Source organism: Variovorax sp. P4_D9, assembly GCF_056401695.1.
This window is the reverse complement of the sequence record NZ_JBFUIU010000039.1, coordinates 1-25,934: the sequence shown is the minus strand read 5'-3', so window position 1 is coordinate 25,934 and position 25,934 is coordinate 1. Positions and strand designations below refer to the sequence as shown.

The 25,934-nt window shown below is 63.7% G+C and carries 25 protein-coding genes; 12 read left to right on the top strand and 13 right to left on the bottom strand.

The genetic code is table 11. From position 1 onward, the window contains the following. Positions 1 to 246: 246 nt before the first annotated feature. From AC1DY5_RS06965 to AC1DY5_RS06945, 5 genes are all read right to left on the bottom strand, one after another. Positions 247 to 858 carry a hypothetical protein gene (locus tag AC1DY5_RS06965; protein WP_478110046.1) on the bottom strand — a complete coding sequence of 204 codons (612 nt, stop codon included), beginning with the start codon at positions 856 to 858 and terminating at the stop codon, positions 247 to 249. Between the two features lie 217 nt (positions 859 to 1,075). Further along, positions 1,076 to 2,356: a porin gene (locus AC1DY5_RS06960; protein ID WP_478110044.1), complete on the bottom strand. Its 1,281-nt coding sequence runs from the start codon at positions 2,354 to 2,356 to the stop codon at positions 1,076 to 1,078. A 73-nt stretch (positions 2,357 to 2,429) separates the two neighbouring features. Next, positions 2,430 to 2,651 carry a hypothetical protein gene (locus AC1DY5_RS06955; protein WP_478110040.1) on the bottom strand — a complete coding sequence of 74 codons (222 nt, stop codon included), beginning with the start codon at positions 2,649 to 2,651 and terminating at the stop codon, positions 2,430 to 2,432. Positions 2,652 to 2,919: 268 nt separating this feature from the next. After that, positions 2,920 to 3,414 carry an H-NS family nucleoid-associated regulatory protein gene (locus AC1DY5_RS06950; protein ID WP_478110039.1) on the bottom strand — a complete coding sequence of 165 codons (495 nt, stop codon included), beginning with the start codon at positions 3,412 to 3,414 and terminating at the stop codon, positions 2,920 to 2,922. Positions 3,415 to 3,954: 540 nt separating this feature from the next. Continuing rightward, positions 3,955 to 4,134, bottom strand: coding sequence for a hypothetical protein (locus tag AC1DY5_RS06945; RefSeq protein WP_478110036.1), 180 nt, complete (start codon positions 4,132 to 4,134; stop codon positions 3,955 to 3,957). Between the two features lie 102 nt (positions 4,135 to 4,236). On the opposite strand from AC1DY5_RS06945, the gene AC1DY5_RS06940 reads away from it, so the two are divergent. Together AC1DY5_RS06940 and AC1DY5_RS06935 are read left to right on the top strand one after the other, a co-directional pair. Further along, the gene (locus AC1DY5_RS06940; protein ID WP_478110033.1) at positions 4,237 to 4,533 is read left to right on the top strand and encodes a DNA methyltransferase; all 297 of its coding nucleotides are present in this window, start codon (positions 4,237 to 4,239) and stop codon (positions 4,531 to 4,533) included. 56 nt (positions 4,534 to 4,589) lie between these two features. Beyond that, complete coding sequence (locus AC1DY5_RS06935) at positions 4,590 to 5,195, top strand: response regulator transcription factor (RefSeq protein ID WP_478110049.1); 606 nt, start codon at positions 4,590 to 4,592, stop codon at positions 5,193 to 5,195. A 264-nt stretch (positions 5,196 to 5,459) separates the two neighbouring features. Here AC1DY5_RS06935 and AC1DY5_RS06930 read toward each other — a convergent pair whose 3' ends face one another. Beyond that, positions 5,460 to 6,191: a GntR family transcriptional regulator gene (locus AC1DY5_RS06930; RefSeq protein ID WP_478110030.1), complete on the bottom strand. Its 732-nt coding sequence runs from the start codon at positions 6,189 to 6,191 to the stop codon at positions 5,460 to 5,462. Between the two features lie 62 nt (positions 6,192 to 6,253). Between AC1DY5_RS06930 and AC1DY5_RS06925 the strand changes: the two genes are divergently transcribed. After that, on the top strand, positions 6,254 to 7,270 hold the full coding sequence (locus AC1DY5_RS06925; RefSeq protein WP_478110028.1) for a Bug family tripartite tricarboxylate transporter substrate binding protein: 1,017 nt from the start codon (positions 6,254 to 6,256) through the stop codon (positions 7,268 to 7,270). A gap of 5 nt (positions 7,271 to 7,275) precedes the next feature. Further along, positions 7,276 to 8,463 (top strand): enolase C-terminal domain-like protein, encoded by a 1,188-nt coding sequence (locus AC1DY5_RS06920; protein ID WP_478110025.1) that lies wholly within the window; start codon positions 7,276 to 7,278, stop codon positions 8,461 to 8,463. A 497-nt stretch (positions 8,464 to 8,960) separates the two neighbouring features. Here the strand turns inward: AC1DY5_RS06920 and AC1DY5_RS06915 are convergent, their stop codons facing one another. Next, positions 8,961 to 9,164, bottom strand: coding sequence for a DUF2905 domain-containing protein (locus AC1DY5_RS06915; RefSeq protein WP_478110023.1), 204 nt, complete (start codon positions 9,162 to 9,164; stop codon positions 8,961 to 8,963). 533 nt (positions 9,165 to 9,697) lie between these two features. Here AC1DY5_RS06915 and AC1DY5_RS06910 point away from each other — a divergent pair. Further along, entirely contained in the window at positions 9,698 to 11,605 is a 1,908-nt protein-coding gene (locus AC1DY5_RS06910; protein WP_478110019.1) for a hypothetical protein, read from the top strand. Between the two features lie 263 nt (positions 11,606 to 11,868). Here the strand turns inward: AC1DY5_RS06910 and AC1DY5_RS06905 are convergent, their stop codons facing one another. Continuing rightward, the gene (locus AC1DY5_RS06905) at positions 11,869 to 12,327 is read right to left on the bottom strand and encodes an HAD domain-containing protein (protein ID WP_478110015.1); all 459 of its coding nucleotides are present in this window, start codon (positions 12,325 to 12,327) and stop codon (positions 11,869 to 11,871) included. 116 nt (positions 12,328 to 12,443) lie between these two features. Here AC1DY5_RS06905 and xseA point away from each other — a divergent pair, with 116 nt between their 5' ends. Both xseA and xseB read left to right on the top strand, forming a co-directional pair. Then, positions 12,444 to 14,225 carry an exodeoxyribonuclease VII large subunit gene (gene xseA / locus AC1DY5_RS06900; protein WP_478110013.1) on the top strand — a complete coding sequence of 594 codons (1,782 nt, stop codon included), beginning with the start codon at positions 12,444 to 12,446 and terminating at the stop codon, positions 14,223 to 14,225. Positions 14,226 to 14,236: 11 nt separating this feature from the next. Then, complete coding sequence (xseB, locus tag AC1DY5_RS06895) at positions 14,237 to 14,461, top strand: exodeoxyribonuclease VII small subunit (RefSeq protein ID WP_478110011.1); 225 nt, start codon at positions 14,237 to 14,239, stop codon at positions 14,459 to 14,461. A gap of 228 nt (positions 14,462 to 14,689) precedes the next feature. On the opposite strand, the gene AC1DY5_RS06890 is transcribed toward xseB, so the two are convergent. From AC1DY5_RS06890 to AC1DY5_RS06880, 3 genes are read right to left on the bottom strand one after another with little or no spacing between them, the layout of a single operon-like run. Next, positions 14,690 to 15,676 carry a Bug family tripartite tricarboxylate transporter substrate binding protein gene (locus AC1DY5_RS06890; protein ID WP_478110009.1) on the bottom strand — a complete coding sequence of 329 codons (987 nt, stop codon included), beginning with the start codon at positions 15,674 to 15,676 and terminating at the stop codon, positions 14,690 to 14,692. Positions 15,677 to 15,715: 39 nt separating this feature from the next. Beyond that, positions 15,716 to 16,918 carry a CaiB/BaiF CoA transferase family protein gene (locus AC1DY5_RS06885; RefSeq protein ID WP_478110006.1) on the bottom strand — a complete coding sequence of 401 codons (1,203 nt, stop codon included), beginning with the start codon at positions 16,916 to 16,918 and terminating at the stop codon, positions 15,716 to 15,718. After that, the gene (locus AC1DY5_RS06880) at positions 16,915 to 17,859 is read right to left on the bottom strand and encodes a hydroxymethylglutaryl-CoA lyase (protein WP_478110004.1); all 945 of its coding nucleotides are present in this window, start codon (positions 17,857 to 17,859) and stop codon (positions 16,915 to 16,917) included. Before AC1DY5_RS06880 ends, AC1DY5_RS06885 begins: the two co-directional genes overlap by 4 nt. Before the next feature lie 115 nt (positions 17,860 to 17,974). Here AC1DY5_RS06880 and AC1DY5_RS06875 point away from each other — a divergent pair, with 115 nt between their 5' ends. Then, on the top strand, positions 17,975 to 18,874 hold the full coding sequence (locus AC1DY5_RS06875; RefSeq protein WP_478110002.1) for a LysR family transcriptional regulator: 900 nt from the start codon (positions 17,975 to 17,977) through the stop codon (positions 18,872 to 18,874). A gap of 39 nt (positions 18,875 to 18,913) precedes the next feature. On the opposite strand, the gene AC1DY5_RS06870 is transcribed toward AC1DY5_RS06875, so the two are convergent. Beyond that, a complete protein-coding gene (locus tag AC1DY5_RS06870) occupies positions 18,914 to 19,861 on the bottom strand; it encodes a LysR substrate-binding domain-containing protein (RefSeq protein ID WP_478109999.1) in 948 nt (315 codons plus the stop codon). A 118-nt stretch (positions 19,862 to 19,979) separates the two neighbouring features. Here AC1DY5_RS06870 and AC1DY5_RS06865 point away from each other — a divergent pair, with 118 nt between their 5' ends. The 4 genes from AC1DY5_RS06865 to AC1DY5_RS06850 are packed head-to-tail and all read left to right on the top strand — an operon-like array spanning position 19,980 to position 24,170. After that, positions 19,980 to 20,759, top strand: a complete 780-nt coding sequence (locus AC1DY5_RS06865) for an enoyl-CoA hydratase/isomerase family protein (RefSeq protein ID WP_478109997.1) — start codon at positions 19,980 to 19,982, stop codon at positions 20,757 to 20,759. After that, a complete protein-coding gene (locus AC1DY5_RS06860) occupies positions 20,759 to 22,027 on the top strand; it encodes a CaiB/BaiF CoA transferase family protein (protein WP_478109995.1) in 1,269 nt (422 codons plus the stop codon). Before AC1DY5_RS06865 ends, AC1DY5_RS06860 begins: the two co-directional genes overlap by 1 nt. Next, positions 22,024 to 23,007 (top strand): Bug family tripartite tricarboxylate transporter substrate binding protein, encoded by a 984-nt coding sequence (locus AC1DY5_RS06855; RefSeq protein WP_478109991.1) that lies wholly within the window; start codon positions 22,024 to 22,026, stop codon positions 23,005 to 23,007. Before AC1DY5_RS06860 ends, AC1DY5_RS06855 begins: the two co-directional genes overlap by 4 nt. A gap of 2 nt (positions 23,008 to 23,009) precedes the next feature. Further along, complete coding sequence (locus AC1DY5_RS06850) at positions 23,010 to 24,170, top strand: alpha-hydroxy acid oxidase (protein ID WP_478109989.1); 1,161 nt, start codon at positions 23,010 to 23,012, stop codon at positions 24,168 to 24,170. Between the two features lie 215 nt (positions 24,171 to 24,385). Here the strand turns inward: AC1DY5_RS06850 and AC1DY5_RS06845 are convergent, their stop codons facing one another. After that, positions 24,386 to 24,757, bottom strand: coding sequence for a SpoIIAA family protein (locus tag AC1DY5_RS06845; RefSeq protein WP_457102143.1), 372 nt, complete (start codon positions 24,755 to 24,757; stop codon positions 24,386 to 24,388). Positions 24,758 to 25,934 lie beyond the last annotated feature (1,177 nt).

Here is a 25,934-nt window from a genome sequence, read left to right as displayed (position 1 = left end):
GTGAAAACCATTATGAATCAATGGCTTAACAGCCCGACGGCGGAGCGAAATCGGGGGCTTTCCGTCCGGTCGGCARCTCCCGCGAAACGCTGCTCTTGCTCGAGCAGGACGGCCTCGTAGGGGTTGTTCATGCCGAGTTCCACGTAGCGAAGGCCGAGCGCCTCGCCGACTCGAGCGGGAAGTCATGGAGCTCCTCGACGATCGCGGCACGCACCATCTCGACTTGGCTGTCCTGGGCCATCACGGCTAGGAATTCCCGCTCGTTCTACCAGGTCCCGTCTGAGCCGACCAGGTAGTCGTGGCCGACGTTGATGAACACCCGCTCCAGGAGCGCAGCGTCGACTCGTCCGCCAGGCCCCTCTTCCCATTGATCGCGATCTCGCGCCGCCAATCGCGCGCGTACGCCCCAGCGTCGTTCTCGCTTCGGAAGTACGCCTCCTGAAGCAATGCCCGCAAGCCTTCGCTCAGCAGCTCGACGCGCGCCAGGCTGTGAGCGGAGACCGCATGGAAGAGCGGATCGGCCAACTCGTCGCGAGACTTCGAGCCCGCTGGCGGGGCGGCAAGCCCCATCTCGCGCACGACCGCGGCCGGGACTCGGGCCTTGACGTTCGCATCGTCCTCGGCGTCACGCGCGCGTTCAGCCTTCGCAAGGTTCCCGGCTGCCGCGGCGAGCGCGCCGGCATCGCGGGCCCTCCGCGCCAGCTTCTCCGCCAGGTTGTTCAGCAGCCCCTGGCAATACCGCTTAGGAGCGGAGCGTACAACCGGTGTGGGCCCTTGTGCGTCATTCGAGCCGTTCTGCGAACCTGAGTTCAGCCACCCCAGCGCCTTCCACTTGCGCGGCAGCACCATCTCGCGCATCACCTAGCGACTCGAAGCCGCGATCAACTTCCTGCGAGGCCGGCCAAAAGGAGTGCCGCGTCCTGCGTCTGCTGCCTGGTCGTTCACGTGGAGAACGTGCCCGAGACCCATCGCCATTGCATGGGCACCGAATTGAAGGCGCTTCACGTAGTCATCGGATCGAGAGGGCGATCCGCCCCAGGCAGATCAAGGCAAAGGGATTCGCGAGGTAGCAGCCTCAGAAAGAGTGCCGCAGCCCCAGGTCGTAGCCGTACGACTTGTCCGGCACCGGCGCGAAGACACCGATTGGCTGCGTGAAATAGCTCGGGCCCCCGACCGTCAGGGCGGCGCCGTTCTTGTTGTTCAGGTAGGCGACTGTCGCGTACACAGCCGTGCGCTTGGAGAAGTTGTACACGTACCCGATCGCGAACTTGTCGGCCTCCGGCTGGCTGTTGAAGCCGAAGATGTTTGCGGTCGTGCCGAGCACGTTGGTGCTGGTGTTGTTATATCTGACCGCGGAATACGCGACGCGGATCAGGTCGTACCCGGCGATGGGTATCGTCGCGCCGATCAGCACACCGTTGAAACCCGGCTTGGTGGTACCGAAGGGATTGAAGGTGTTGGTCGCGAAGCTAGTGTCCATCTTGTTGTTCGAGTACTCGCCGAACAGCTTGACCACGCCGAAGTCGTATGTCCCGCCAATGCTCCAGATATCGATGGTGGACGTCGTCCCGAGGTAGTAGTTGGACCCGACGGTGCTCTCGCCGTACGCCAGCGCCACATCGAGCGGGCCGCTGCTGTAGCCGACGCGGCCGCCGATGTATCGGCCAGCGCGCGCGTTGTCGGCGACGGCTGCCAGCGACGGATCAGCGACGATCGCCGCCACACCGGGAGGCGTCAGGCCGCCCGGGTCGTAGCTGACCGCTTCGTTGAAGGCATACATGAACTGGCCGTAGAAGCCGCCGAGCTTCGGCAGGAAGTAACCGATCGAGTTGCTGGAGCGTGAATACTGTCCGTTCGTCCAGCCGCTCCGGACGCCTCCCGGCGAAGTCTGCCCGCTGGCGGTGCTGATCAGGCTCGTGCCGACGCCGTTCACGCCGAAGGGATCGAAGAGGTTGTCGTTCCAATAGGTCGGGGTGTAGTCGCGGCCCAGGCGAATCTCACCGAAGGCGCTCTCGAGACTGACGGTCGAGCGGCGGTTGAACTGCAAACCGCCGTTCGATCCGACGCCTGAGCCGTCGTTGGAATTGATGCCGGCTTCGAGCCAGAAGCCGGCCAGCAGGCCGCCGCCGAGGTCTTCCGTGCCCTTGAAGCCGATCCGGCTGGAGTTGTAGGCGGAATTGGTCAGGGCGGTCTGGCTGGTCGTGAACGTCGAGCCGAACACGCCCTGGGCCTGGCTCCGATAACCGCTGACAGAGGTATCCACGATCCCGAACAGCGTGACGGTGGATTGGGCCGAGGCTGTACCGATGCCCATCCATGCGGCCAGTGGCATGATCAGGGCTATGTATTTCTTCATCGCCTATCTCCTTGAGGCTGGCCAATGACCGAAGTCACCCGTAGGTCGCGGAGAATACAACAATGTGACGGCATCAACGGCACTGAAATGACGCGTTGATCACCGCAGCCCACGGCGGGTTCACCAGGTAGACAAACGAGTCTGCCGCCAGCGGCGCGCGGCCCGAGTTGAGATCCACGTCCCAGTTCGGCCTGGCCTCCCGCGCCAGCGAACCCACAGCTCTCCAGAACTCCTGCTCGGGAGCCGAGCTGGATGCGACGCGACGCAAGAGCACCTGGGTCTTGAGGAATGACAACTCTAGGTTCCAAAGAGCAGTTGGTCCGGATGGTATCTGCCCCGGCCGTCCTCCTCCCCGACCGCCGACCCGGCGGCCCGGGATCGCGCCTTGGCGCGAGGCGAACGCCATCACGAGGGCCTGGCAGACGCTTGGTCAACCTGCCTGAATCTATAGCAACGCCAGGCCATGGCGGTTTTCGAAAGCTCCGATGGCCTACTACTGGTCTACGCCGGGCATGCACGCCTGCTGCGCTAAGCCGGCGAGGCCTTCACGCCGTGCGATTCGGTTAGTGCCTCAGCTCTTCGAGGGTCTTCCCGCCGTCGAGCGCTTCCTTGAGCCAGCGCGGCTGCGGGCCACGACCGGTCCACGAGTTTCCGTTGCCGTCACGATAGAGGACCGTCGACGGTCGGCGTTTCTTACCCGTTGGCTTGCCCTTTGCCGCCTTCACGGTACCGGTTGCAGCACCACCGACGCGAAAATCATCAAGCGTCTTGCCGGCCGCCAATGCGTCGCGGAGCCAATAGGGCCGCTTGCCCATTCCGGACCAGAAACTGCCGTTTCCGTCGCTGTACTTGGCACTGCCTGCAGCCCCGGCCTTCTTGGCCCCGCCTTTCACCGGCGCAGCCCCCGAGAGACCAAGTTGCTGAGCAGTAAGGCTGTAATGCGCGATCGCTTCCTTGATGCGCGAGACGACGCCCGACACTTCCTTCTCTCGGAGCGCATCGGCGGACTTCTGAAGCTGTGCGATCTGCTTTTGGATCTGGGCGTAAGTCTGGGTCATTGAAATACCTCCGAGTGATGGTCGAGAGGCGTAGCTTAATACCGCCTCCTTACAGAGGCGGTCAGGTTCCAATCTGGCTGGAATATCAGTTCAATGGAGAACGGGGCCTGTCGACGTCGAGCCCCTGCGCCTGCGCCAGCAACCGAGCAGCGGCATTTGCTGCCATCTCCACCGCTCGTCGAGGTGATCGCGCGGCGAGAAGCTAAACCCGCACAGAACGCCGTAATGGCGGCCATCCGAGAATCTCGCGGGCACGCCGATATGCGCGCCCAGCGCCTCGAAAATCGGCGGAAACCCATACTGGTCCCCGACACGAGCTACGCTCTCCGAAACGTTTGGCATGAGTCCGTCAACTACCCGCTTGCACACAGTCTGGTCCAGTTCATGCGACTGCCCGATCTCAATGATCGCGCTCTCGTCTTTAGCATCAATGTGGCGAAAGACTCAGTTCATCCAAACGAACCGGCCGGGCTCAAGCTCAGGGCAGTAAAGGGCGTCATCAGGTGAATGACGCGCTCGCCCCACCGATCCGGCCGGGCATCATCCGAGCGCCAGATCCTCGCTGAGAGCGAAGCCACGCGCGAGCCAGTGCTCCCCATACCTCAAACCCACGCCCTGCCCGCTCAGCGCCAGCGAAATCTCACCCACCAGGACAGGATGCTCAGGGTCCGTCAGCATCCAGAGCGACAGTTGGTCTCGGGGAACGTACTTTTCAGACATCTTTCTTTGCCCCACGGCGTGAAGCCGTCCGTACTTCGTTTTCCAGCGCCGGCAGGTCCTCACGAGGATCGGCCAACCCTGCAAGCGCGTCCTGGCGCGGCCATGGGCCACTTCCTTGAGGCAAGCGCGAGGGTGCTGGTGGAGTTCCTCACGCCGCCCGGCGGGCTGGTGCTGGACCCGTTCGGCGGTTGGTTCTCGACAGCGCTGGCCTGCGAGGAGTCCGGCTATCGATGGGTCGCCCCTGGAGATGATGGCCGAGTACGCCGCCGGCGGCGGTATGCGCCCGAGCGACCGGCCGGGCTTTCACGCCTCGTTCGACCTGGAAGGATGAAGCCCAGGGAAGGCACAGCGCAACTGAACTTTGCATTTTGCGAAATCGTTGACGAAAACCCGAAGTGATTCCCCTGCCCTGCGCCTTCTGATCGGCGCAGCCGTACACACTCCAATGGGTGAGCATGACTATTTTTTGTGTGGACGATCACCCCATGATGCGCGATGCCATCGTGATGGCCCTCCGGCGCGTCCGCCCCCACTCAAAGATCGTCGAACTCGACAGCATCGAGGCGATCAATCAGGCCGTGATCAACCACGGTCCGCCGGCACTCATCTCGATGGACATCAACCTGCCGGACAACGACTCCGACGCCGGGGTCGCCAAAGTTCGCTCGATGTTCCCGCGAGCCCAGATCGCCGTCTTCTCCACCCTTGCATCGAGCGACATGGAGGAAGTCTGTGTCGCTTCGGGAGCCGACATTTACGTCGAGAAAGCTAGCGGCCGCGGCGAGTACGCAGCGGCCCTGGAGGCACTGTTGCAGGCCGGCACCGACTCGGACGAAGTGCCAGACGCCGAACGTCCCGCTGGCGCGTTCAAGTTAACCAAGCGCCAGCAGCAACTGATCAGGATGATCGACCGGGGCCTCACGAACAACGAAATGGCTACGGCGCTCGGCTTGGTGGATACGACCGTCAAGGTCCACTTGTGGCGTTTGTATCGAAAGCTTGGCGTGAACAATCGATCTCGCGCGCTGCACATCGCCCGGACGGAAGGCTTGGTCGACTGATCCTTTAGAAGTCGGACAGTTGTGGATATTTTTTACTCAGCCGGTAGGTTGTGGATATTTTTCGGGCCGCAGCGCCGTTGTCGCCCCGGCGCCACAGGTCTTGGAGCGGTCCGCCGATCAGCCACTGTCCGCCTGAAGTCTGTCGCCTCCTAAGGGCTTTGGGCCCAATGTTGCCACCGGGCCGCGCTCATACGAAGGTCCGCATTGAAGGCGTTTGATCGTTTCAGTACTTGGCGGCGCCTGCGCTGCGCGTAAATTTCGCCGTCAATCCCGTCGAGACAATCGTGACCTGCTAACCAATCGATCGCCAGGATGCAACGTAACGGTTGCTTCCACCATTTCATTGGCCCGATCAAGGTAGCGCCGCACAATCTTCAGCGCCGGAGAGCCGCCTGGCGCATCGAGCGTACCGGCAAGTTCTTCCGGGACCGCCACGGCCTGGATGGTTTGTTCCACCTCAGCGATGCGACGGCCGTAGTGGTTTTCGATCAGGGTGCTGATCAATGCGCGCGGGGACTTGCGCAGCAGTCTCGGGATCTCTGCGTATGCAGCGTCGACATAGACGCGCGAGACGCCTATCGGATGCTTGGGATCCTCCTCGGCTCCAAGGCGGAGCATGTCGAGGCGCACCCAGCGGCTCCCAGCAGCGCAGCCGATCTCGGCGGCCAGTGCGGCATCGGCCACCACGACCTCCGACTTCTGCACCAGACGCTTTTGATGCGCCGCAATCTGCGTGAGGTCTTCCAGCGATGCCAGCGATTGAGTATAGCCGGCCGCTCCAGAAGTGCGCTCGACGCGCGTGCCGACGCGCTTGCGCCGCGACACCATGCCCAACGACTGCAACTCGGCGAGCGCGGCGCGGATCGTCGGTCGACTGGCACCGTACAGCTCGCACAACGCCAGTTCGGTCGGCAGCAGCGATCCCACCGGGTAAAGACCGGAGCGGATGCCTTCCGTCAAAGACTGTGCGATCTGCGCGTAGAGGGTGTTGCTCATTGCGTTGCCAGTGTATCAAGGGGCTTGACTATATGTCATGACATATTAAAATGTCATGACATTTGATCCGCAGCCTCGATCCCCTACCTGGAGACATTCCCATGACCCCTCGCCGCACTCTTGCCACCGCCCTCGTCGCCCTGTGCGCGGCGCCTGCGCTGAGTTGGGCCCAGGCCGACGCTTATCCCAGCAAGACCGTGACACTGGTGGTGCCGTTCACGGCTGGCCAATCCGGCGACATCCTTGCCCGCATCTTGGCAGACGCGCTGGGCAAGCAATGGGGCAAGGGTGTCGTAGTCGACAACAAGCCCGGCGCCGGCGGCGCACTCGGCAGCCAGACGGTGATGCGCGCGCCGGCCGACGGGTACACCTTGCTGCTGAGTTCGAGCGGGCCAATCGCGATCGGCCCGCACCTCAACAAGAGCATCGGCTACGACCCGCGCAAAGACTTCACTCCCATCATGAATGTGGCGGGTGTGGCGCAGGCACTGGTTGTCCCGGCCAGCTCCAAGTACAGGAATGTTCAGGATTTCATTGCTTCCGCCAAGGCCGCGCCCGGCAAGTTGAACTACGGCTCGGGCGGGTCGGGCTCTACGCAGCATCTCACCATGGAGCTTTTCAAGCAGCGCGCGGGCATCGACATTCAGCACGTCCCCTATAAGGGCTCGGCGCCGGCCTACACCGACATGATGGGCGGGCAGATAGAGGCCATCTTCGACTCGGTGCCCAGTGCCGTGCCGTTCGTCAAATCTGGGCAGATGCGCGTGCTCGCCGTTTCCACCGCTCAGCGCGATTCGACGCTGCCGGACGTGCCGACCGTGGCAGAGAGCGGATTGCGCGGCTTCGACGTGCTGGGCTGGCTCGGCATCGTTGGCCCCAAGGGGTTGAATCCTGCCATCCGCGACAAGATCAATGCCGACCTCAAGAAGGCATTGGCTACCGATGCCGTCAAGGAGAAGATGGCCAAGATCGGCATGCAGCCAGTCGGCGGCAGTCCGGATGATTTCGGCAAATACATCGCAAGCGAGTACGCCCGGTGGGGCGACGTGATCAAGACCGGTGACATCAAGGCCGAGTGAAGACTATGAGAATCGTTGACATCCGCGAACTCACCGTCCAGCTCGAAGGCAACGTCGCCAACGCCGTCGTGAGCTTTGCCGAGCACACAGTGTCGCTTGTGGCCATRTTCACGGACGTGTTGCGCAACGGCAAGCCACTGGTCGGCTTCGCCTTCGACTCGATCGGCCGCTACGCCCAGGGTGGCATCCTGCGCGACCGAATGATCCCGAGGGTGTTGGCGRCCAAGCCCGATTCATTGTTGGCCGCAGATGGCCGGCACTTCGATGCCGCCAAGGTGCTTTCAGCTGCCATGCGCAATGAAAAACCCGGCGGGCATGGCGACCGCGCCGCCGCGGCCGGTGGGCTGGAGCTTGCGATCTGGGACCTGAACGCTAAGTTGGACGACGAACCGGCCTACGCGAACATTGCGCGCTCGTTTAGCCAGCCCGCAGCGGCACGCAGTGTCGACGTCTATGCCGCCGGGGGCTACTACTACGAGTCCGGACAGGGCAAGACGCTCTCTGACGAGTTGCGTAGCTATCAAGCGATGGGTTTCTCGGCCTTCAAAATGAAGATCGGCGGTGCTTCGCTCAACGAGGACCTGAAACGCATCGAAGAGGCGCTCGCGATCGCGGGCGACGGTAGCCGCCTGTCCGTGGACGCCAATGGCCGCTTCGACATTCAGAATGCGCTTGCCTATGCCGAGGCTATCGCGCCCCTCAAACTGCGTTGGTACGAGGAGATCGGCGATCCGCTCGACTTTGCTCTCAACGCTGAAGTGGCGCGTGCCTATCCCGGCCCGATCGCAACAGGCGAGAACCTGTTCTCGCTACCAGACGCAACGAACCTGATCAATTTTGGCGGAATGCGCCCAGGACGTGACATCTTCCAGATGGATGCCGGTCTGAGCTATGGGCTCACCGAGTACGCTCGCATGATCGCGCTGATGGAGGCGAACGGCTTCGATCGCGCGCAGGCGTACCCGCACGGCGGCCACCTGATCAACCTTCACATCGTTGTCGGCCTCGGCCTGGGCGGCTGTGAGGCGTACCCGGGCGTCTTCCAGCCCTTCGGCGGTTATTCGCCAGACTGTGCGGTCGAAGGCAGCAGCGTCCGCCCCAGCGAGGCTCCGGGATTCGGGCTGGAACAAAAGCTCGAGTTGCAGCCATTCCTGGCGACGTTGACTGGGTTGGGTTCGAGAGCCTCGGAGTGATTTCTTATCGGCACAAGGCGAAGCGCACGACCTGGGGCGGTTCAGGCGCAATCTGATTCGATTGCACCAAGCGCCAGTCAATGTCAACTTGGAAGATCGGTCGAAGGTCGAAGGTCGAAGGTCGAAGGTCAGCTTCCGCTTGCGAATTCGACTTCAGACAGATCTCGGACCTAGGAAGGCGCCCGCTTCTCTGCCGGATGTCCGCAGCCCACTCGCCAGTCGCTGCCGCAGGCCCCTTCAGCTCTACATTCCGGAGCGAGCAAGCTCTGGTGTACGCCATGTGCTGCGTTCGCCACCGAAATGATCCGGCTGCCGATGACGTCTCCTGGGATAGCTGCCGCTCAAAGGCAGGACGATTGACGACGTTCCAGCTGGAGAGCCAGCATGAACGCATGAACTTGCGTGCGCATCTCACCAACCCGCRCGACGGCTGCGAGGCGGGGGAGCACGTGCGGCCAGGTGATCTTCAGGGAGAGCCTGCCTTGAGGGATCGAGGCCTACTTGCGCCACCACCACCAGAGGACGAGGCTCAGGACGATCGACACGATCAGCGAGGTCATCAGCGGAAAATGGAAGCTGAAGCCTTCACGCTCGATCGAGAAATCCCCCGGCAGGCGCCCCCAAGGCAGCCGTGAGAGCCAGGGCCAGGCAAGGCCCGCGAAGACGAGGAGCACTCCCAGCGCAATGAGCAAGCGTTGCATGTGGAAATACTAGCGCAGGGCGGCACTGAGCGATCGCGGCCCGGCCAAGCGAACGCGAGTTCGTCGGGACGGCAACTGAATGCTGCGGCTGCTGGGCCGATTGTTGAAGTTCAACATCATGGAAAGGACGGCTTCCGCACTGTCAAGCCGAAGTTCAGGCTGCGAAGTTGAGGGTCGTGAAAGGGCCCGGTCCTGCCGATCGCCGTCGACTCCGAACGGCAGGTAGGGAGTGCGGATTCAACCGGTCGCGCCCTTTCGGACTTGGAGCCACATCTGTCCCGCCTCAATGCGCTGTCACATCCTCCAGAACGCCCCAGTGTGCCGCCGTGGCAATGGATGCGGCGCGGCGGCATCCGTCTTCACCCAACCGAATCTGATATTAAGGAAACAAGGATTTTGTCAAAAAATATCCACAACCCAAATTCATAGTAAATCCGCCCTCTTCCCTGGGTCGAAATATCCACGACCTGAGTAAACCGACGGTTCGGGTCCGCCTTTCCGCTGTGGGCGAAAAGATTAGTATCCTCCGCCCCATGTCTTCCATCCTGCCATTGCCGCCTGCAATCGCCCACAGCCTGCCGTGGAGGATGACCTTTCGGACGAAGCGTCCTTGCGCGCCGCTGGAACAGTTCGCTGACAAGGCGTTCGTGACGAGCCTTACGCCGGACGAGGTCAAGCACTGCGAGGCGGTGATTTCCACCCTCCTCGCGAAGATGCTTGCCACCCACAAGATCCCGCGGACCCTTGGGCGCTGGCATGTAAACCTTGCAACGTCCCAGAAGATCTGGGAGGAGCGCTCACCCCCCGGTCTCAAAGTGTCTCTTGGCAACACCAGGTACACGGTTGCGGATGCTGCTGACTGGATCGGCGACAGCGTGAACCGCCTGCTCAAGGCTCTGCGCCCTGATCCCGGGACCCGCCAGCCTGAGTACCAGGCGCACTTCGCAGATTCCGACTGGGAAGACGTCGGTCACCACGGCGCGGCACCTACGGCAGTCGGCGGGCCGAAGCCGAGAAAGGCTAGCACCAAGCCGGCGCCCGAACTGGACCTGACGCCCCCCGCCAATATGGCCCAGCGTCGCAAGCGTCATAGCGACCGTCTCAAGCTGCTCTCCAAATCCGGCCGCACCATCCACGGCCACGACTATCGGCTGGGTTGGCTGCTGTTCGAGACCCACAAGGTGGTTCACCTCAACCGCCACGAGCCCGCGCAAGCAGATGAAGTGATTGGGAAGCTCGCGCGAAGTAGCGTTCAAGGCGCGGCCGAACTCGGAAGACTTCTCGAGTCGCATCTTGAGGAGGTGGAGCTTCTGGGCGTCGCCCAAGAGATCCGAGGAGTTCTGAAGGAGCTGTTCGCGAACGCCGGGAGCCCTGGACCGTGGACAGTGGAGAGCCTCCATTGGGCATTCGGGGTGTCCGAGAACGGCCGTTTCGATCCACACTTCTGGTCGGCTGGCGCTCCTGTTGAATCGTTCCGGTTGCGCAAGAAGCTGTATCCAGTCAGCGACGCCTTCCTCACAACGTCCCTCTACTCCCCAGCCCTGCTCGAATTGGCGGATCAGCTGGTGTCGATCAGCTTTATCGGCTCTCGTCGGCTCCAGGCCCGGTTGGGGCCGCTTCTCGGCGATGCCAACGTCATTGGCGTTGCCAAGTTCATGACCGACGTGGTCGGCGTTAAATGGGGGCGGATGGATACCATCCCTGTCGCCGCAAGGGAGACCTCCAAGTCCGATCTTTTTTTTTGGAACCAGGACATCACTCCTTCCACGGTTCTCGAGATATGCCAGCGGGCGCGCGACCTGACGATCGCCCGGGGCGCCTTCAGCGCGCAAGAGGTCTTGGATGCCATTGAGGAGCACTTCGATTGGTCGCTGAGCGAGGCGCTCTGCCTGGAAATCTTGAACGAATGGACCGCGGTCCGTTGGCTCGATCAGCCCGGCTATGGGGTCGTTATTGGTGCAAGTCCGATACCGGCCCTTGTCGAGCAGTTGCTGGCCGTGGCATCGCCGCAGTCCATTGAGATTGCACATGTCGTTGAAGCAATCCGCGCGGCCAAAGCCTTGCCCAGCGATATGTTGGCAGCCCGAAAGAGCCTCGGCGTCCACGGCCTCGTTGACAACGAGGTGCTGCTGGCGGCCCTGAGCGTATCCGGCAAGATTCGGCGAGTCGGCCGATCCTCCATTGCGCTCAAAAAGAAGCCCGAAACGGACTACTGGCTCTGGCGACCGGTGGAGCGCGATTTGGTGGACTTTCTGAAGTCAGTCGGCGGCGAGGCGCTGAACCGCGAGATTTACCGGCATTTCAAGGAAGACAAGTCCGTGGATCCAGCCGCCCTTGGGGACGCCATKAAAGTCCTGCCGTACCTCTACGCTCCCACACCGCTCTCGACCGCAGTCTGGGAGTGGGCAATCCCGAAGCAGCCCGCGACCGAGTCGGAGTAGGCCGGGTCAGCCGATCCCGGCGGCCCCTTCGACGAGGATGTTGATCCTCGGCTTTGCCCCGCGCCGGCGCGCCAAATCTCTTCTCGACAGATTCGACGAACCCCCRCAGATCGGCGGCCGGGTCCGTTACGGGCTTCGTCGCCTGCGCGAATGAGACCAGGGGAGCGACGGCGCAGCCGAGGCATGGGGTGATGGCGGCCGTGCGGCGCCCGGCTCGAAATGGAAGAGATGCATCGGGAGCGGAGTGTACGGATCGACGCCGCTCACAGCGCGGCACCGTGTTGAAAGTGCTCGCGCAGTTGTGCGAAAGAGCGCGAATCCATGCCGGTGCGCGGGTCGCACGCGACCAGGCGCTGGCGATGCAAGACGATCTGGTGGGCCAGGTCGTCCAAGGCCACCCAAACTTGCTCGATGCCGCCGTGGGCGAACAGCCATACCCGAATCTCGTCCTCGCGCGAGATATGTCCCGCGCCGTATGGGTCCGGGCCGCCGGTCGGCGTAGCGCCAATGATGCGCGGCTGAATGTCCTCGGAGAACAGACCGATCAGGACGGACATCTCGACGGTTTCCCGCCACGACGAACTGATCACCACGATGACCTGAGGGAACTCGCGCAGCACTTGCTCGAGCGCGGCGAGATGGCAGAACACCTGTTCCGCAGGGATCGGCATGTCAGCAGCCTCGGGATGCAAGACGCCGTCGAAGTCGAGAAAAAGCAGCATGGTGCGAACCATCCTACGGACCCGATGTCGATTCCCGCTAGGTGCGCGACCGTTGCGTTGTGAAAAGCCGCCAGCGATCTGAGCTCCACGACGGACTCTTCTGCAAAAATCTGAGGATGGAAGAGCGCCACTACCTCAACGTTCCGTATAAGGAGAAGGACGCCGCGAAGGCGTTGGGCGCTCGCTATGACCCCGACAGCCGACGCTGGTGGGTCCGCCCCGACGCAGACCTGTCGGTCTTCGCGAAGTGGGATCTCGTGCCGGGCAAGTCCAGCTCACCTCCGGTACCCGCGCGCTCGGCGCCGGCGGCCAGCGCCCCTGCGCCTGACCTGTTCGCCTCACGTGAGGTTGCTGCTGGCGCTGCCGGCGGCGAACTCACAGCGCCGGCGAAAGGCATCCCCCTGTCTCGCCTGCTCGGCGGCGTGGCTTCGGCCATCGCACAGGCCTTCAAGGGCGGCGTCTGGACGATGGTCGAGGTCATGCAGGTGACGCTACGCAACGGCCATGTCTACCTCGAACTGTCGGAGCGCGATCGCGCCGGCCAGGTGCTCGCARAGGCGCACGCCATGATCTGGGCGAACACGGCCGCCAAGATCCTCCCCGAGTTCGAGCGCGCCACCGGAGCGACGATCGGCGCCGGTATCAAGCTGCTCGTGCGTGCGAAGCCAAGCTTCAAGCCCCAGTTCGGGTTCAGCCTGGAGATCGACGCCATCGATCCGGACTACACCCTCGGCGATCTCGCCGCCCGAATCAAGGAGATCCGGTTGCGCCTGCAGCGCGAGGGGGTCTTCGACCAGAACAAGCGGGTACCGCCGCCCTGGGACTTCACCTCGGTGCTCGTCGTGGCTCCGCACGAGGCCGCAGGCCTGGGCGACTTCCGCAAGGAGTCCGACCGGCTGGCGGATTTCGGGCTCTGCCGCTTCGCCTACGTGCACAGCCGGTTTCAAGGCGAGGGAGCTGCGCGAGAGATCATCGCGGCGCTCACCGATGCGCTGGACGCATGCGCGGCCGCCGACGACATGCCCGATGCGATCGTCATCATCCGAGGCGGCGGCGCGGTCAACGACTTGGCCTGGCTCAACGATTACGACCTCGCCCGAGTCATCTGCGACCAGCGCCTGCCGGTGTTGACCGGAATCGGCCATGAGCGGGACAGCACCATCTTGGATGAGGTGGCTCACGCGAAGTTCGACACGCCCAGCAAAGTGATCGGCGCGATCGAGAAGCTGATCGTGCGCCGCGCTCAGGAAGCGAAAGCGGCATCAGATGCGATCCTGACGATGGCCGGCCGCGCGGCCCGCGAGATGTGGACCTCCGTGGAGCAGGCCCACAGCCAGGTCGCTGCGGACGCCCGCGCCCAGATCGCTCATGCGCGCCAGGGCAGCCGCGATGCGATAAACCGCATCGGCGTGGCGGCGCTGCAGGATGTTCACCAGGCCGCGCGCGACGGGCTGGCGCTTGTGAGCGAGATCCAACGCGAAGCCGCCGACGAGGTGGCGACGGCCCGCCGGCTCGTGCCGCAGCACATGGCCGACATTCGAGCCCGATCGACCGCCCTCATTGCCGAAGCGCGCAGCACCGCCGACATGTCGATCAACATGGTGTTCGACCGGACGAGCGCTGGCGCGCGAGCTGCTCGGCGCCAAGCCGACGCTCAGATCGCCGTCCTGGGCGAGCGGGCCACGGCCACGCTCAGTTGCGCCCGCGCGAACTCCGACGCATTGATGCGCGAGATCGCAGGCCAGGGTCCGGACAAAACCCTCAGCCGCGGCTTCGCAATCGTGCGCGACGCGGAGGGCAAACCCATCACCAGCCTGCACAAGGTCAAGCCTGATCAGGCCATCGAAATTCAGTTCCGGGACGGCGCAGTCGACGCGCGAACCGGGAAGCCCAAATGAAGGACACAGCCATGGAACAACAGACCTTCCGCGCCGCGTACGGGGTGCTCCAGCAACACGCCGAAACCTTGCGCGAGCAGCAAGAGCCGAACATCGACGATCTTCTCAAGATCGTGACGGAGTCTGTCGCCGCCTACAAGGTGTGCAAGACGCGAATCGACGCGGTGGAGGAAGCCCTGAAGAAGGCTTTGGACGGCGCCGGTGTCGAGGGCTCTGGCCCCGCCGGTTTGCGATAGCGCGCCCGCCCCGACCCGCAAAGCAAGCATGCAGGCGGTCACCCTTTTGGCGCCGACCCCCCCTCGCGCGCCAGCAGCAAGTTGATGGCGACGCTCAGTTCATGAACAGCCGCTTCGAAGCGGACCGGGCAGCCGTTATGGGCCCGTTGCCGCCCTTCGAATTCTTGACCTCAGTGTCCGCAAAGTTCGCGAGCTGTCACTGAAGGTAGATCCTGGCAGCGCACGAGCCTACTGCGGCTCGATCCCTGCTTTCTTTACCAAGTTCGCATACTTTGCCAACTCGCTCTTGAATTCAGACTGGGCTTGTGCGGACGTGCCGATGCGGATGGTGTTCCCCTGCTTGGCCATGGCGTCCATGACCGCCGGATCCGAGAACGCTGCCGCCACGGCGTCGTGAGCCTTCTTGACGTTGTCCGCCGACATGCCCTTGGGTCCGATCACAGCGAACCAGGCGTCCACCACGAGATTGGGCAACCCCTGCTCGACGAAAGTCGGTATCTCCGGCGCGGCGGGAGTGCGCTGGGCCCCAAGTGTGCCGATCGCGCGAAGCGCGCCGCTCTTGATGTGCGACTGGACACTCGGCAATGCAGCGGTGCCGAACTCGACCTGCCCGCCGATCAAGTCCGTGACCATCGGGCCGACGCCCTTGTAGGGAATGTGCTTGGCCGTGACGCCGGCTTGCTCGAGGAAGAGTTCGGTCGCCAGATGCAGGATCGTGCCGTTGCCGCCGGACGCGAAGTTCAGAGCACCCGGCTTGCTCTTGAGCAGCGCGATGAACTCCTTGCTGTTCGTCGCCGACACCTTGGCCGGATTGACCACCAACACCATCGGCGTCGCGCCGATCACTGCGATGGGCGTGAAATCGCCAGGCATGTCGAAGGGCACCGACTTCAGCACACTCGGAAGGATGACCACGTTGTTGGACACGATGGACAGCGTGTTGCCGTCGGGAGCCGAACGCGCCAGTGCCTGCAGACCCACCACCCCGCCTGCACCGGGCTGGTTCTCGACCACCACGGCCGCGTTGAGCGCCTTCGACAATGCCGGCTGGGCAGCGCGCGTGATGGCGTCGACGCCGGAACCCGTCGCGTTCGGTAGGATGAAGCGGACAGTGCCGGACTGCGCGCTGGCGGTCACGGGCCACGCGCCGGCCACGATCGCTGCCGCTGAGGCGACCAGAATCGAGCGGCGTGAGAAGTTTTGCGTTGAGATCATTGGTTGTCTCCATGGATCTTGGGGATTTACGTGAGTGGCTCATGCCACCACGTTTCTGGACCGCATACCCTCCATTTCGTCATGGCCGTAGCCCAGTTGTTCGAGCAGTTCGGCAGTGTGCTCCCCCAGCCTCGGCGGACTCAAGCGTACGCCGAGGCGTTGACCTTCGAGCGTGATCGGAAACAGCGCGGTCTTGACGGTTTCACCGGCTCGTGGACCATCGGACAGGCGCATGTCCGCGAGGCCGCCAGTGGCCCGCAGGTGCTCGTCGTCATACAGGTCTTCAGGCCTGCGAATCGGGGCGAACGGCAGCCGTGCTTTTTCCATCGTCTGCGCCAGTTCGTCGGCGCTTCGGGGCGCGAGGCGTTCGCCAATCGTCTTGAGCAGTCGCGGCCGATGGGCGATGCGCTCGTTGTTGGTGGCGAGCGCGGGCTCGGCCTTGAGGTCGGCAAAGCCCAGCGCGTCGCAGAAGGTCAGCCACTGCGCATCGCTCACCGCCGCCAGGAAGATCTGTTCGCCGTCCTTGACTGTGAACACGTCGTAGACGGCCCACGGGTTGTCGCGGGCCGGCATGGGCGACGGATGCTTGCCGGTGACCGCGAACTGCAGCATGTGCTGCCCCATGAGGAACACGTTGTTCTCGTAAAGCGCGGATTGCACTTCCATCCCCCGGCCGGTGATGCCGCGCTGGATCAGGGCACCAAGGACAGCGATGGCGCCGAACAGCCCGCCCATGATGTCGTTGACGCTGGTGCCTGCGCGCAACGGATCGCCAGGGCGGCCGGTCATGTAGGCCAGGCCACCCATCATCTGGACCACCTCGTCCAGGGCTGTTCGACGTTCGTAGGGACCCGGAAGGAAGCCTTTGTGGCTCGCATAGATGATGCGCGGATTGACTTTGGCAAGCGATGCATAGTCGAGGCCGTACTTCGCCATTGTGCCCGGCTTGAAGTTCTCGGCGACCACGTCGGCCGTTGCCGCGAGGCGCCGTGCCGTCTCCGCGCCTTCCTCGGTATGCAGGTCGATGCCTATGCTCTTCTTGTTGCGGTTGAACATCGGAAAGAATCCGGCGCCGGCTCCCAGGAGGCGGCGGCTGTGGTCGCCGGTCACGGGCTCGATCTTGATCACTTCCGCGCCGAAGTCGGCCAACACCATGCCGCAGGTGGGCCCCATCACCATGTGGGTGAACTCGATGACTCGCAGGCCCTTCAATGGCTGCGCGACCTGCGTTGCTTCGTTCATGCGTGCTGCTCCTGTTTCATCGTCTTCGGAAGTCCGGCGCGCCAGAGGGTGCCGTGAAAGGTTTCACCCTCCAGCCAGTATTCGACCTTGCGGCGAAGTGCCAGCAGCGCGTCGAAGTCCTGGCCGGTTTCGATGCCCATGCTGGCGAGCATGTAGGCGACATCTTCGGTCGCCACGTTGCCGCTGGCGCCCGGCGCGTGCGGACAGCCGCCGATGCCCGCGATGCAGGCGTCGAAACGAGTGATGCCCAACTCCAGCGCCGCATAGACATTGGCCAAGCCAAGGCCGCGCGTGTCATGGAAGTGACCGCAGTTGAGTTTGTCGTCAGCGACCGGTAGCACGGCCTCGAACAACGAGCGCACCATGCCCGGATCGGCATAACCCACCGTGTCGGCGAGACCCACGGCATCAACGCCAACATCGATGGCCGCCTTGACCAGTCGCACCACCTCGGCAGGCTCAACCCGTCCCTGGATCGTGCAGCCGAAGGCCGTGCTGATGCCAACCTCGATCTGCGTGCGGGATCCTCTGGCGTCCCGTGCATCGACAATGCGCGCGATGTCCTCGACCACTTCGTCGGGCGTCTTGCGCAGATTGGCGAGGCTGTGCGCGTGGCTGGCCGACAAGGGCAACAGCATGAACTCCGCCTCGCATTCCATCGCCCGCTCGGCCCCTTTGAGGTTGGGCACCAGCACCGAGGCCCTGAGGCCCGGCAAGGTCCTGGCAAAGGCCAGCACCTCGGACGTATCGGCCAGTTGCGGCAACAGTCGCGGCGGAACGAAGGAGCCGACCTCGATCTCGCGCTGGCCGGCTGCGTAGGCGTCGCGAATCCATTCGAGTTTGGCGGCCGTTGGCACCACGCGGGCGATGCTTTGCAGTCCGTCGCGCAGGCCGACCTCGCGGATCACGGCGCGTCGCGGCAGTTTGGTAGAGGGAATCATCGCTGTCTCCTGATTCGCCGGGCGCGGCTTGCGTCTGGCGGTTGTCGAAGTCTAGAATTCCCCGATCGATAAATCTTCGACATTTTGGAATCCTGCAGTTCCGAACCGGAATACCTTGCGCGACTTTGACCTCACCACCCTCCGCCTGTTCGTCGCAGTCTGCGAAACGGGCAACATGGCCCGGGCCGGCGAACGGGCCCACATCGTCGGCTCTGCCATCAGCAAGCGATTGGCGCAGCTGGAAGAACAGGTGGGCACGTCGCTTCTGCTGCGCAAGCGCCATGGCGTGGTCCCCACGCCAGCCGGCAACACCGTGCTGGAGCACGCCCGCGGCATGCTCGACGGCGCGGCGCGCATTGCGCGCGACATGGAAAGTTATGTGGCCGGAACACGCGGCAAAGTCCGCGTCCTGGCGAGCGTATCGGCCATGACGGAGTCGCTGGCCGAAGATGTCGCGGCGTTTCTCAATATGCCGGCACATCGGACGACGCAAGTCGATCTGGAGGAAAGGATCAGCCCGGAGATCGTGCGCGGGGTGCGCGAAGGATTGGCGTCGCTGGGCGTGTGCTGGGACGCTGTCAACCTCGGCACGCTTCAGTCCCGCCCCTATCGCAGCGACCATCTCTGTGTAGTCGTACCGCAAGGCCACGTGCTCGCGCAACGCAAGCGGCTGCGATTCGAGGACACGCTTGACTTCGAGCAGGTCGGCTTGCCGATCACCAGCGCCGTTCAACAGTCGCTTCAACGCGCTGCCGCGCAATTCGGCCATACGTTGGTCAACCGCATCGTCGTCAGCAATTTCGAAGCCGCGCTGCGCGTCGTGTCGGCGGGCCTGGCCATCAGCCTTGTGCCAAGAGAGGTTGTCGGACGGCAAGGCTCGGCTCACGCGGTGCGCATCATTCCGCTAGCGGAGTCATGGGCCGAGCGCCGATTCGTCGTTTGCTTTCGCGATGCCTCCGAACTCTCGCCCTCTGCGCAGTCGCTGGTCGAGCACCTGGTTGCCCGAGCCAGCTGAATGGGCGCAACCCACAGCGCGGGGCAACGCGGCCCGTGATCAGTCGGCGGCAGCCTCCGCCTGAGCGCCAAGCCAGCGTCCCTTCCAGCGGCCGTCTTCCACCGCCTTTTGCATTAGTTGCTCGACGACGCCATGGACGTATTCGGTCGCCAGTGTCAGCTCGAACAGTCGCGAGGTGCTCAGATAGACCGTACGGGTGAGCGTGCCACCCTCCAGCTCGACGGTGTCCAACTCGCCGCGGTGCAGGCTATCTTCCATTGCGCACGACGGGAGCACAGAAAAACCCAGGCCGGCGCGCACCGCCTCGATCAGCAACGCGGGGGCGTTGATCTCGGCCACGACTTGTGGTTTCAAGCCTTGGGCCGCCCATTGGCGCTCGATCTCCTCCCGAATTCCATTGGGCCGGCTGAGCAGGAGCAAAGGCAGCGCGGCAACATCTGCGAGCGTGTTCGCGGTGCGACCTTTCAACGTGCCGCGCGCACCCACGAGCATGAGGGACTCTGCGACGAGCGGCTTCATCCGAAGTCCGGCGTCCGCGCTGGTGTCGAACAACACGGACAGGTCGAGCTTGCCCTGGGCCAGCAGCGACGCGAGCATCGAGCTCGGCCCCTCCATGACTTCCAGCCGCACCGATTTGAAGCGCGTCCTGATCTCCTGCAAGAGGTTCAAGCCCAGTACGGTGCTCACTGTCCACGGCAGGCCAATGGCGACCCGGCCCGCTGGTCCGACGTCAGCCTGCTGCGCAATCAGTTGGGTGGCGTCGACTTGCTTCAGGATCAACTGCGCCTGTTTGTAGACCGCCGCGCCGGCTTCGGTCGGCGTCACGCCACGCACGCTGCGCATCAGCAGTTTCTTGCCGAGCTCCTCTTCGAGCCGGCTGATCTGAAGGCTCAGTGACGGTTGCGCAACATGCAGCGACTGAGACGCGCGCGTCACGCTGCCGATCTCGACGATGCGCACGAAGTACTTCAGTTGTCGCAGCTCCAAGGTGTCGTCTCCAAGGGTTATCCCGGCATACCGCCAAAGTATGACGGTAGCTTCGATCGGTATTTTTCAAAAGCGCCGCACAAGCCCAGACTGCAGGTCAATCAACGGAGACCTGCACGTGAGCGGAAACATCATTGTGGAGCGCGATGGCTACGTCGCCACCATCACCATCGACAACGCCAGCAAGCGCAACGCCATGGGGCGGGCCATGTGGATCGCCATGGGCGATGCCGTGCTGGCGCTGTCGGGCGAAGCCGACCTGCGCTGCATCGTCTTGCGCGGCGCTGGTACCGAGGCTTTCGGCAGCGGCGCCGACATCGACGAATTCGAAACGATCCGCGCAAGCAAGGCGCAAGGCATTGCCTTCGGCAAGCATGGCCACCGCGCCATGCATGCGGTGCGCGACTGCCCGATCCCGACCGTCGCCGCAATTCGTGGCGTCTGCGTCGGCGGCGGCCTTGAGCTGGCCGCCGGCTGCGACTTCCGGATCACCAGCGACGACGGCCGCTTCGGCGTGCCCATCGCACGGCTGGGCGCGGTGCTGGCCTATCCCGAACTCGACGGCCTGGTGCGCCTGGCAGGCCCGCAAGTCGCTCTCGAGCTGCTGCTCGAAGGCCGGGTCATCGGCGCCGCGGAAGCCTATGCCAAAGGCATCGTGAACCGCGTCGTCCCGGCTGCGCAATACGACGATCAACTGAAGAAGGCGGTGGCCCGCATCGTCGCCGGCGCGCCGCTCTCCGCACGCTGGCACAAGAAGTTCGTGGCCCGGCTGCGGCAAGGCACGGCACTGACCGAGACCGAAGAGCACGAAGGCTACGCCTGCTACGACACCGAGGACTTCGTCGAAGGCTACAGAAGCTTCCTCGCCAAACAGCCCCCTCAATTCAAAGGAAAGTAATGAACAGACAAGCATTGGCGCCGCGGCGCAAAGGCCCGCTCGCCGGGCTGCGCGTGGTCGAACTCGCACACGTCATGGCCGGGCCGGTCGGCGGGCTCCTGCTGGCCGACATGGGTGCGGATGTCGTCAAGGTCGAGAAGCTGCCCGGCGGTGACGACACGCGCCGTACGGTGCCGCCGGAGATCAACGGCGAATCGGCGTCCTTCATGATCCTGAACCGCAACAAGCGCGGCGTGGCCGTCGACCTCAAGAGTGCAGAGGGCCGCGACTTGGTCAAGCGAATGATCGACAAGGCCGACATCGTGCTGGAGAACTATCGACCCGGCACGATGGAGAAGATGGGCCTTGCGTTCGACACGCTGCGTGAGACCAACCCGGGCCTCGTGTATTGCAAGATCACCGGCTTCGGCATTACCGGGCCTTATGCGCAGCGCGCTGGCTACGACCTCATCTCGCAAGGGATGTCGGGCTTGATGGGCCTGACCGGTGAAGGACCCGGCCGTCCGCCGGTAAAGGTCGGCGTGCCCGTCGGCGATGTGACCGCCGGCATCCTGGCCGCCACCGGCATCCTCGCCGCCTACATCGAACGCCTGCGCACCGGTGAAGGCCAGTATGTCGACACCTCGCTGCTAGAGGCCTCGCTGGTTCACACCTACTGGCCGGCGGCACTCGCTTTCGCCACCGGCGAATCGGCGGGACCGATGGGCTCCGCGCATCCGGTGGCCGCGCCATACCAGGCCTTTCCAACGTTGGACGGTTGGCTCAACATTGGTGCCATGAGCCAGAACTTGTGGGTCGGAACCTGCAGCGCACTGGGGCTGCCGGATATGGCGACTGACCCGCGCTTTGCCACTAACGGCGCACGCATGGCCAACCGCGAAGCGATGGTCGAGGCCATGTCGGCCGCAACGCGGACGCGCAATACTGACGATTGGGTGGCCATCTTCGAGATGGCCGGTGTGCCTGCCGGTCCGGTCAAGAACATGAAGCAGGTGTTGGACGATCCGCAAACACGTGCCCGCGACATGGTGATCCGTATTGACCATCCGGTGGCCGGTGAGGTCGACGCCCTTGGCCTGCCGATCAAGTTTTCGAACGGCAACGGCGTCACGCGCCGCGGTGCACCGCTGTATGGCCAGCACACCGCCGAAGTGATGCGCGAGCTCGGCTACGCGCAAGCCGACATTGAAAGGCTCGTCGAACTGGGTGCGGTGCATGTGCGCGCCGAGGAACAAACCGCAACCGCCACAGCCGAGACAACGCCATGAACTTCGAACGATTCATTTCCCGCCGCACGACCCTTGTCGGCGTCGCCGTATCCGCCTTGTTTGCGGTGACTGTACCGGCACATGCCGAATGGCCCGACAAGCCGATCCGTATCGTCGTGCCTTCGTCGCCTGGCGGCAGCGCGGACGCGGTTGCTCGGCTGGTCGGTGACCGGCTGTCCCGCACGTTGGGTCAACCCGTCGTTATCGACAACAAGGGAGGGGGAGGCGGCAACATCGCGACCGAGGCCGTGGCCAGAGCACCAGCCGATGGCTACACCTTGCTGCTCACAGGCAACAACCACACCATCAACGTGTCGCTGTTCACGAGGCCGCCTTACAAGCTGGACGACTTCACCGCCGTCCTCGAACTCACGCGAGGCCCGTCGGTCTTCGTGGCAGCCAACAACGCCCGGTTCAAGAACCTCGACGAGCTGATCAGGCAAGCCAAGGCTGCACCCGGCGACATCGCCTATGGCAGTCCGGGCATCGGGTTGCCCAGCCACATCGCGTTTGAACTGTTCCAGCGCGACACCGGCACCAGCTTCGCCCATGCGCCGTACAAAGGCTCCGGGCCCTCATTGGCGGATGCCGCCGGCGGGCAGATCCCGGTGGTCGCGGCTACGCTTGCCGCCGCAATGCCGTTGATCAAGGCTGGCAAGGTCCGACCGCTGGCGGTGACGTCGGCAGAGCGTTGGCCCAGCCTGCCCGACGTGCCGACGGTGGCCGAGGTCACGGGCACTTCCTATGCTCACCTGACCTGGCTCGGCATCTTTGCGCCGAGAGGAACCCAGCAATCCGTCATCGCCAAGCTGAATGAAGCGATCAACAAGTCGTTGAAAGATGCGGAATTCAAGGCCAACCTGGAGGCGCTCGGCACCAATCCGGTGGGCGGCACGGCGGCCAGCTTCCAGAAGTTGATCGACGCCGAGTTCGTGACCTCGCGGGCGTTGATCCAGAGCGCCAAGCTGCGCGCGGATTGAAGGTGTTTTCGCCTGCCAACGCGCTGGCGCGCGCCGCCAGCATCGAAGACCTGCGTTCCATCGCACGCCGCAAGCTGCCGCGCATGTTCGACTACATCGACGGCGCCGCGGGTGACGAATCGACCGCAAGGCGCAACCGCAGTGGCTTCGAGCGATTCCTGCTTCGGCCCGAGATCCTGGTCGACCTGTCGACGCGAAGCCTGGCCACTACGCTGTTCGGCCAGCCAGTCGCGATGCCGCTGGTGATCGGCCCCACCGGCATGAACGGTGCCTACTGGCCCGAGGGCGACCTGTGCCTAGCACGCGCTGCCAAGGCAGAAAAGATTCCGTTCGTGATGAGCATCGCCGCCACCGTGAGGCTGGCGACGCTGGTCGATGCAGCCGGGCCGCTGCGCTGGTTCCAGCTCTACATGCTGCGCGACCGCGGCTTGGCCAAGGCCTTGCTCGATCGCGTGCACGCCTCGGGCTTCGACGTGCTGCAACTCACCGTCGACACGGCGGTCACCGGACGGCGTAACCGCGACGTGCGCAATGGCTTCACGCTGCCGTTTCGGTGGACCGCGCGCAAGCTGGCCGACACCGCTCGTCGACCCGCTTGGGCGCTCCAGATGTTGCGCACGGGTTCACCCACGCTCCAGCTTTTCGCGGAAGTCGTCGGCAAGGTGCCGCCGGGCGCCACCATCACCGAGGTCGTGCAACGCCAGATCAGCGACGCCTTCACATGGCGCGACCTCGATTGGCTCCGCGGGCACTGGAAGGGCAAGCTGGTCCTCAAGGGGGTGTCGGATTCCGCACATATCGATCGGGCGTGCGCGACCGGCATGGACGGCGTGGTGGTGTCGAACCATGGCGGCCGCCAACTCGATGGATCGGGCTCCACCATCGAACAGTTGCCGCGAATCGCAGAAGCGGCCGCTGGCCGCCTGACTGTCTTGATCGACAGCGGCTTTCGCCACGGCGCGGATATTGCCAAGGCCCTGGCGCTCGGCGCCGATGCAGTGCAATTGGGCCGACCGACGCTCTACGGGTTGGCAGCAGCCGGGCAGTCCGGGGTTCAGCACGCGCTGCATATCCTCGGCGCTGAACTGGAAGTGGCGATGGCACTGAGCGGGGCCACGGGCGTCGCGCAACTTCGCGGCCGCGCGGAGATTGACCGCAACTGATGAGGAGAGAGCTGCTGTTGCAACTCACGGCCACCGCAACAGGAGGTCGCTTGAGTTGCCACTAGCGCGAAGCGCCTTCAGCCTGCTTCAATCCCGCAGTCGCAGACGACCGCAATGCGGGCGTGAACGGACATTCGGCATCTCAACACCAACGACAGGTGATGTGGCCGCTAGCCGCTACCTGAAGGGTCGGTCAGGCCAGAACTCCCCCGCGTCTACCTCGCGGCGGTCTCCAGCCAATCCAGCGCCTTCACGTCGTCGGAAAAGGGGAAATGCCGCACTTCGGCCGACGTAAAGTGCGTGCCGAGCAGTTGCGCCATACCGGCAAAGTAGCTGTCCGTCACGATTGCTATGCGTTCGACCTCCTTGTGGTGGTCGCGGACAAAGTGCATGTGCGCGATAAAGCCGCCGAAGTTCTCCCATCCAGGAAAGCCCTTTGAATGAATCAATACGCCTCTGAGCTTGGCGTGGTCGGAGAGATAGCCATTGACAGCAGCGCTGAGACCGCCGAAATCCTCTTTGTTCAGCGGAGCGCCAGGTTTGAGCACCAATATGCCTTCGGGCTGCTTTATCGAGTATTCGAGCATGTGATTCTCCGTTTGGGTGCTTCCACAATAGGCTATCCGGGCCGACCATGCTGCTTCCTGGGACACACAAGTAAGCCGCTGATGACGCGGCTTGCGGGCGAAGGTTCGAGGTGTGATGTTGGCTTCTCGAGCAGGCGGTTGGCGCGAATGTCCGCAGTTGGTCGGCCGGTAGCCGGTCGTCGCATAGGAGCTTGGGCCCAAAGCGGTGTTCGATGATCTGTCTCGGGGCGACTATGGACATCAGCACTATGCCGAGTGGAAGGACCTCCCGGCCACAAGCAAGGTCTGAGCGCGCAATTTCGAACGGTTGTCAAAGAGGCTGGCTTGCGCAAAACGCAGGTCGCCGCGCTCTTCCATGCGACGGCACGTGACAGGGCAGGAAAGTCAGCCACAGAGGGCGTAGAGGGCGAACGCGAACTGCTCCCGCCGGATGCTTCCGGGCCAATGGGGAACACATCCAGATCGACCCTGATCACTCAGACATTCACTACTCCGCCTAGACCCAGCTGTTCCCGTAGCGCGCGTCGGCACGCGATCCCTCCTCGTCGATCCGCGGGTCGCGGGTCGGGCGCGAAGGCGCGGTGCGGCGCCGAATTCCGGCATCGGAGGTGGGCCCTCCGGCGTCGGATTTCCGACAACGGAAATCCCCCCCGGCCAACGACTTTAGGGGCCCCGCCCACGACTCCTGCTGCCACAATCGGCTTTCGTGGCGCTAGAACTGAGCCGTGGTGACGCATGACTGGTTCTGGCCGGATTCTGTCTCCGCTGAGCATATCTCCCCAGTGGCACCGCACACAAAGTCGCGTACGCGCCCCGGATTCATTGCCCTTGAATCCGTGCTGCTCGGAAGCGGTCGCCGCTCAGGACGAGGCAGGCCGGGCGACCGGTTGTGGCCCGAATCAAGTCACAGAAAAAACCCCTGAAAGGCTTCGTGAACTCCGCTCCACGTTTCGATTTCGCTTTGTGGAGCGACGCGTGGATAATGCGAGATGACTCCCCCATCCTCTGCTTTCCTCGCCCCGGACCATCTCGCCGTTCTTCGCGCAGTTGCCCGCATGGACCTGTCTCTCGGCATCGCCATCGGCCAGTGCCTGGGCCGATCGGTTTCCGAAGATCTGGCGGCACTGCGCGCACAGGGCTACGTCCGGGAAGTTTCCAGCCCCCGACACGACGGGAC

Coding starts and splice junctions, on each gene's coding strand:
- AC1DY5_RS06940 (WP_478110033.1), top strand. CDS start 4,237: ATGGGCCACTTCCTTGAGGCAAGCGCGAGGGTGCTGGTGGAGTTCCTC.
- AC1DY5_RS06885 (WP_478110006.1), bottom strand. CDS start 16,918: ATGAACGAAGCAACGCAGGTCGCGCAGCCATTGAAGGGCCTGCGAGTC.
- AC1DY5_RS06905 (WP_478110015.1), bottom strand. CDS start 12,327: ATGCTGCTTTTTCTCGACTTCGACGGCGTCTTGCATCCCGAGGCTGCT.
- AC1DY5_RS06915 (WP_478110023.1), bottom strand. CDS start 9,164: ATGCAACGCTTGCTCATTGCGCTGGGAGTGCTCCTCGTCTTCGCGGGC.
- AC1DY5_RS06860 (WP_478109995.1), top strand. CDS start 20,759: ATGAACAGACAAGCATTGGCGCCGCGGCGCAAAGGCCCGCTCGCCGGG.
- AC1DY5_RS06855 (WP_478109991.1), top strand. CDS start 22,024: ATGAACTTCGAACGATTCATTTCCCGCCGCACGACCCTTGTCGGCGTC.
- AC1DY5_RS06930 (WP_478110030.1), bottom strand. CDS start 6,191: ATGAGCAACACCCTCTACGCGCAGATCGCACAGTCTTTGACGGAAGGC.
- AC1DY5_RS06880 (WP_478110004.1), bottom strand. CDS start 17,859: ATGATTCCCTCTACCAAACTGCCGCGACGCGCCGTGATCCGCGAGGTC.
- AC1DY5_RS06965 (WP_478110046.1), bottom strand. CDS start 858: ATGCGCGAGATGGTGCTGCCGCGCAAGTGGAAGGCGCTGGGGTGGCTG.
- AC1DY5_RS06950 (WP_478110039.1), bottom strand. CDS start 3,414: ATGACCCAGACTTACGCCCAGATCCAAAAGCAGATCGCACAGCTTCAG.
- AC1DY5_RS06960 (WP_478110044.1), bottom strand. CDS start 2,356: ATGAAGAAATACATAGCCCTGATCATGCCACTGGCCGCATGGATGGGC.
- AC1DY5_RS06845 (WP_457102143.1), bottom strand. CDS start 24,757: ATGCTCGAATACTCGATAAAGCAGCCCGAAGGCATATTGGTGCTCAAA.
- xseB (WP_478110011.1), top strand. CDS start 14,237: ATGGAACAACAGACCTTCCGCGCCGCGTACGGGGTGCTCCAGCAACAC.
- AC1DY5_RS06945 (WP_478110036.1), bottom strand. CDS start 4,134: ATGTCTGAAAAGTACGTTCCCCGAGACCAACTGTCGCTCTGGATGCTG.
- AC1DY5_RS06935 (WP_478110049.1), top strand. CDS start 4,590: ATGACTATTTTTTGTGTGGACGATCACCCCATGATGCGCGATGCCATC.
- AC1DY5_RS06890 (WP_478110009.1), bottom strand. CDS start 15,676: ATGATCTCAACGCAAAACTTCTCACGCCGCTCGATTCTGGTCGCCTCA.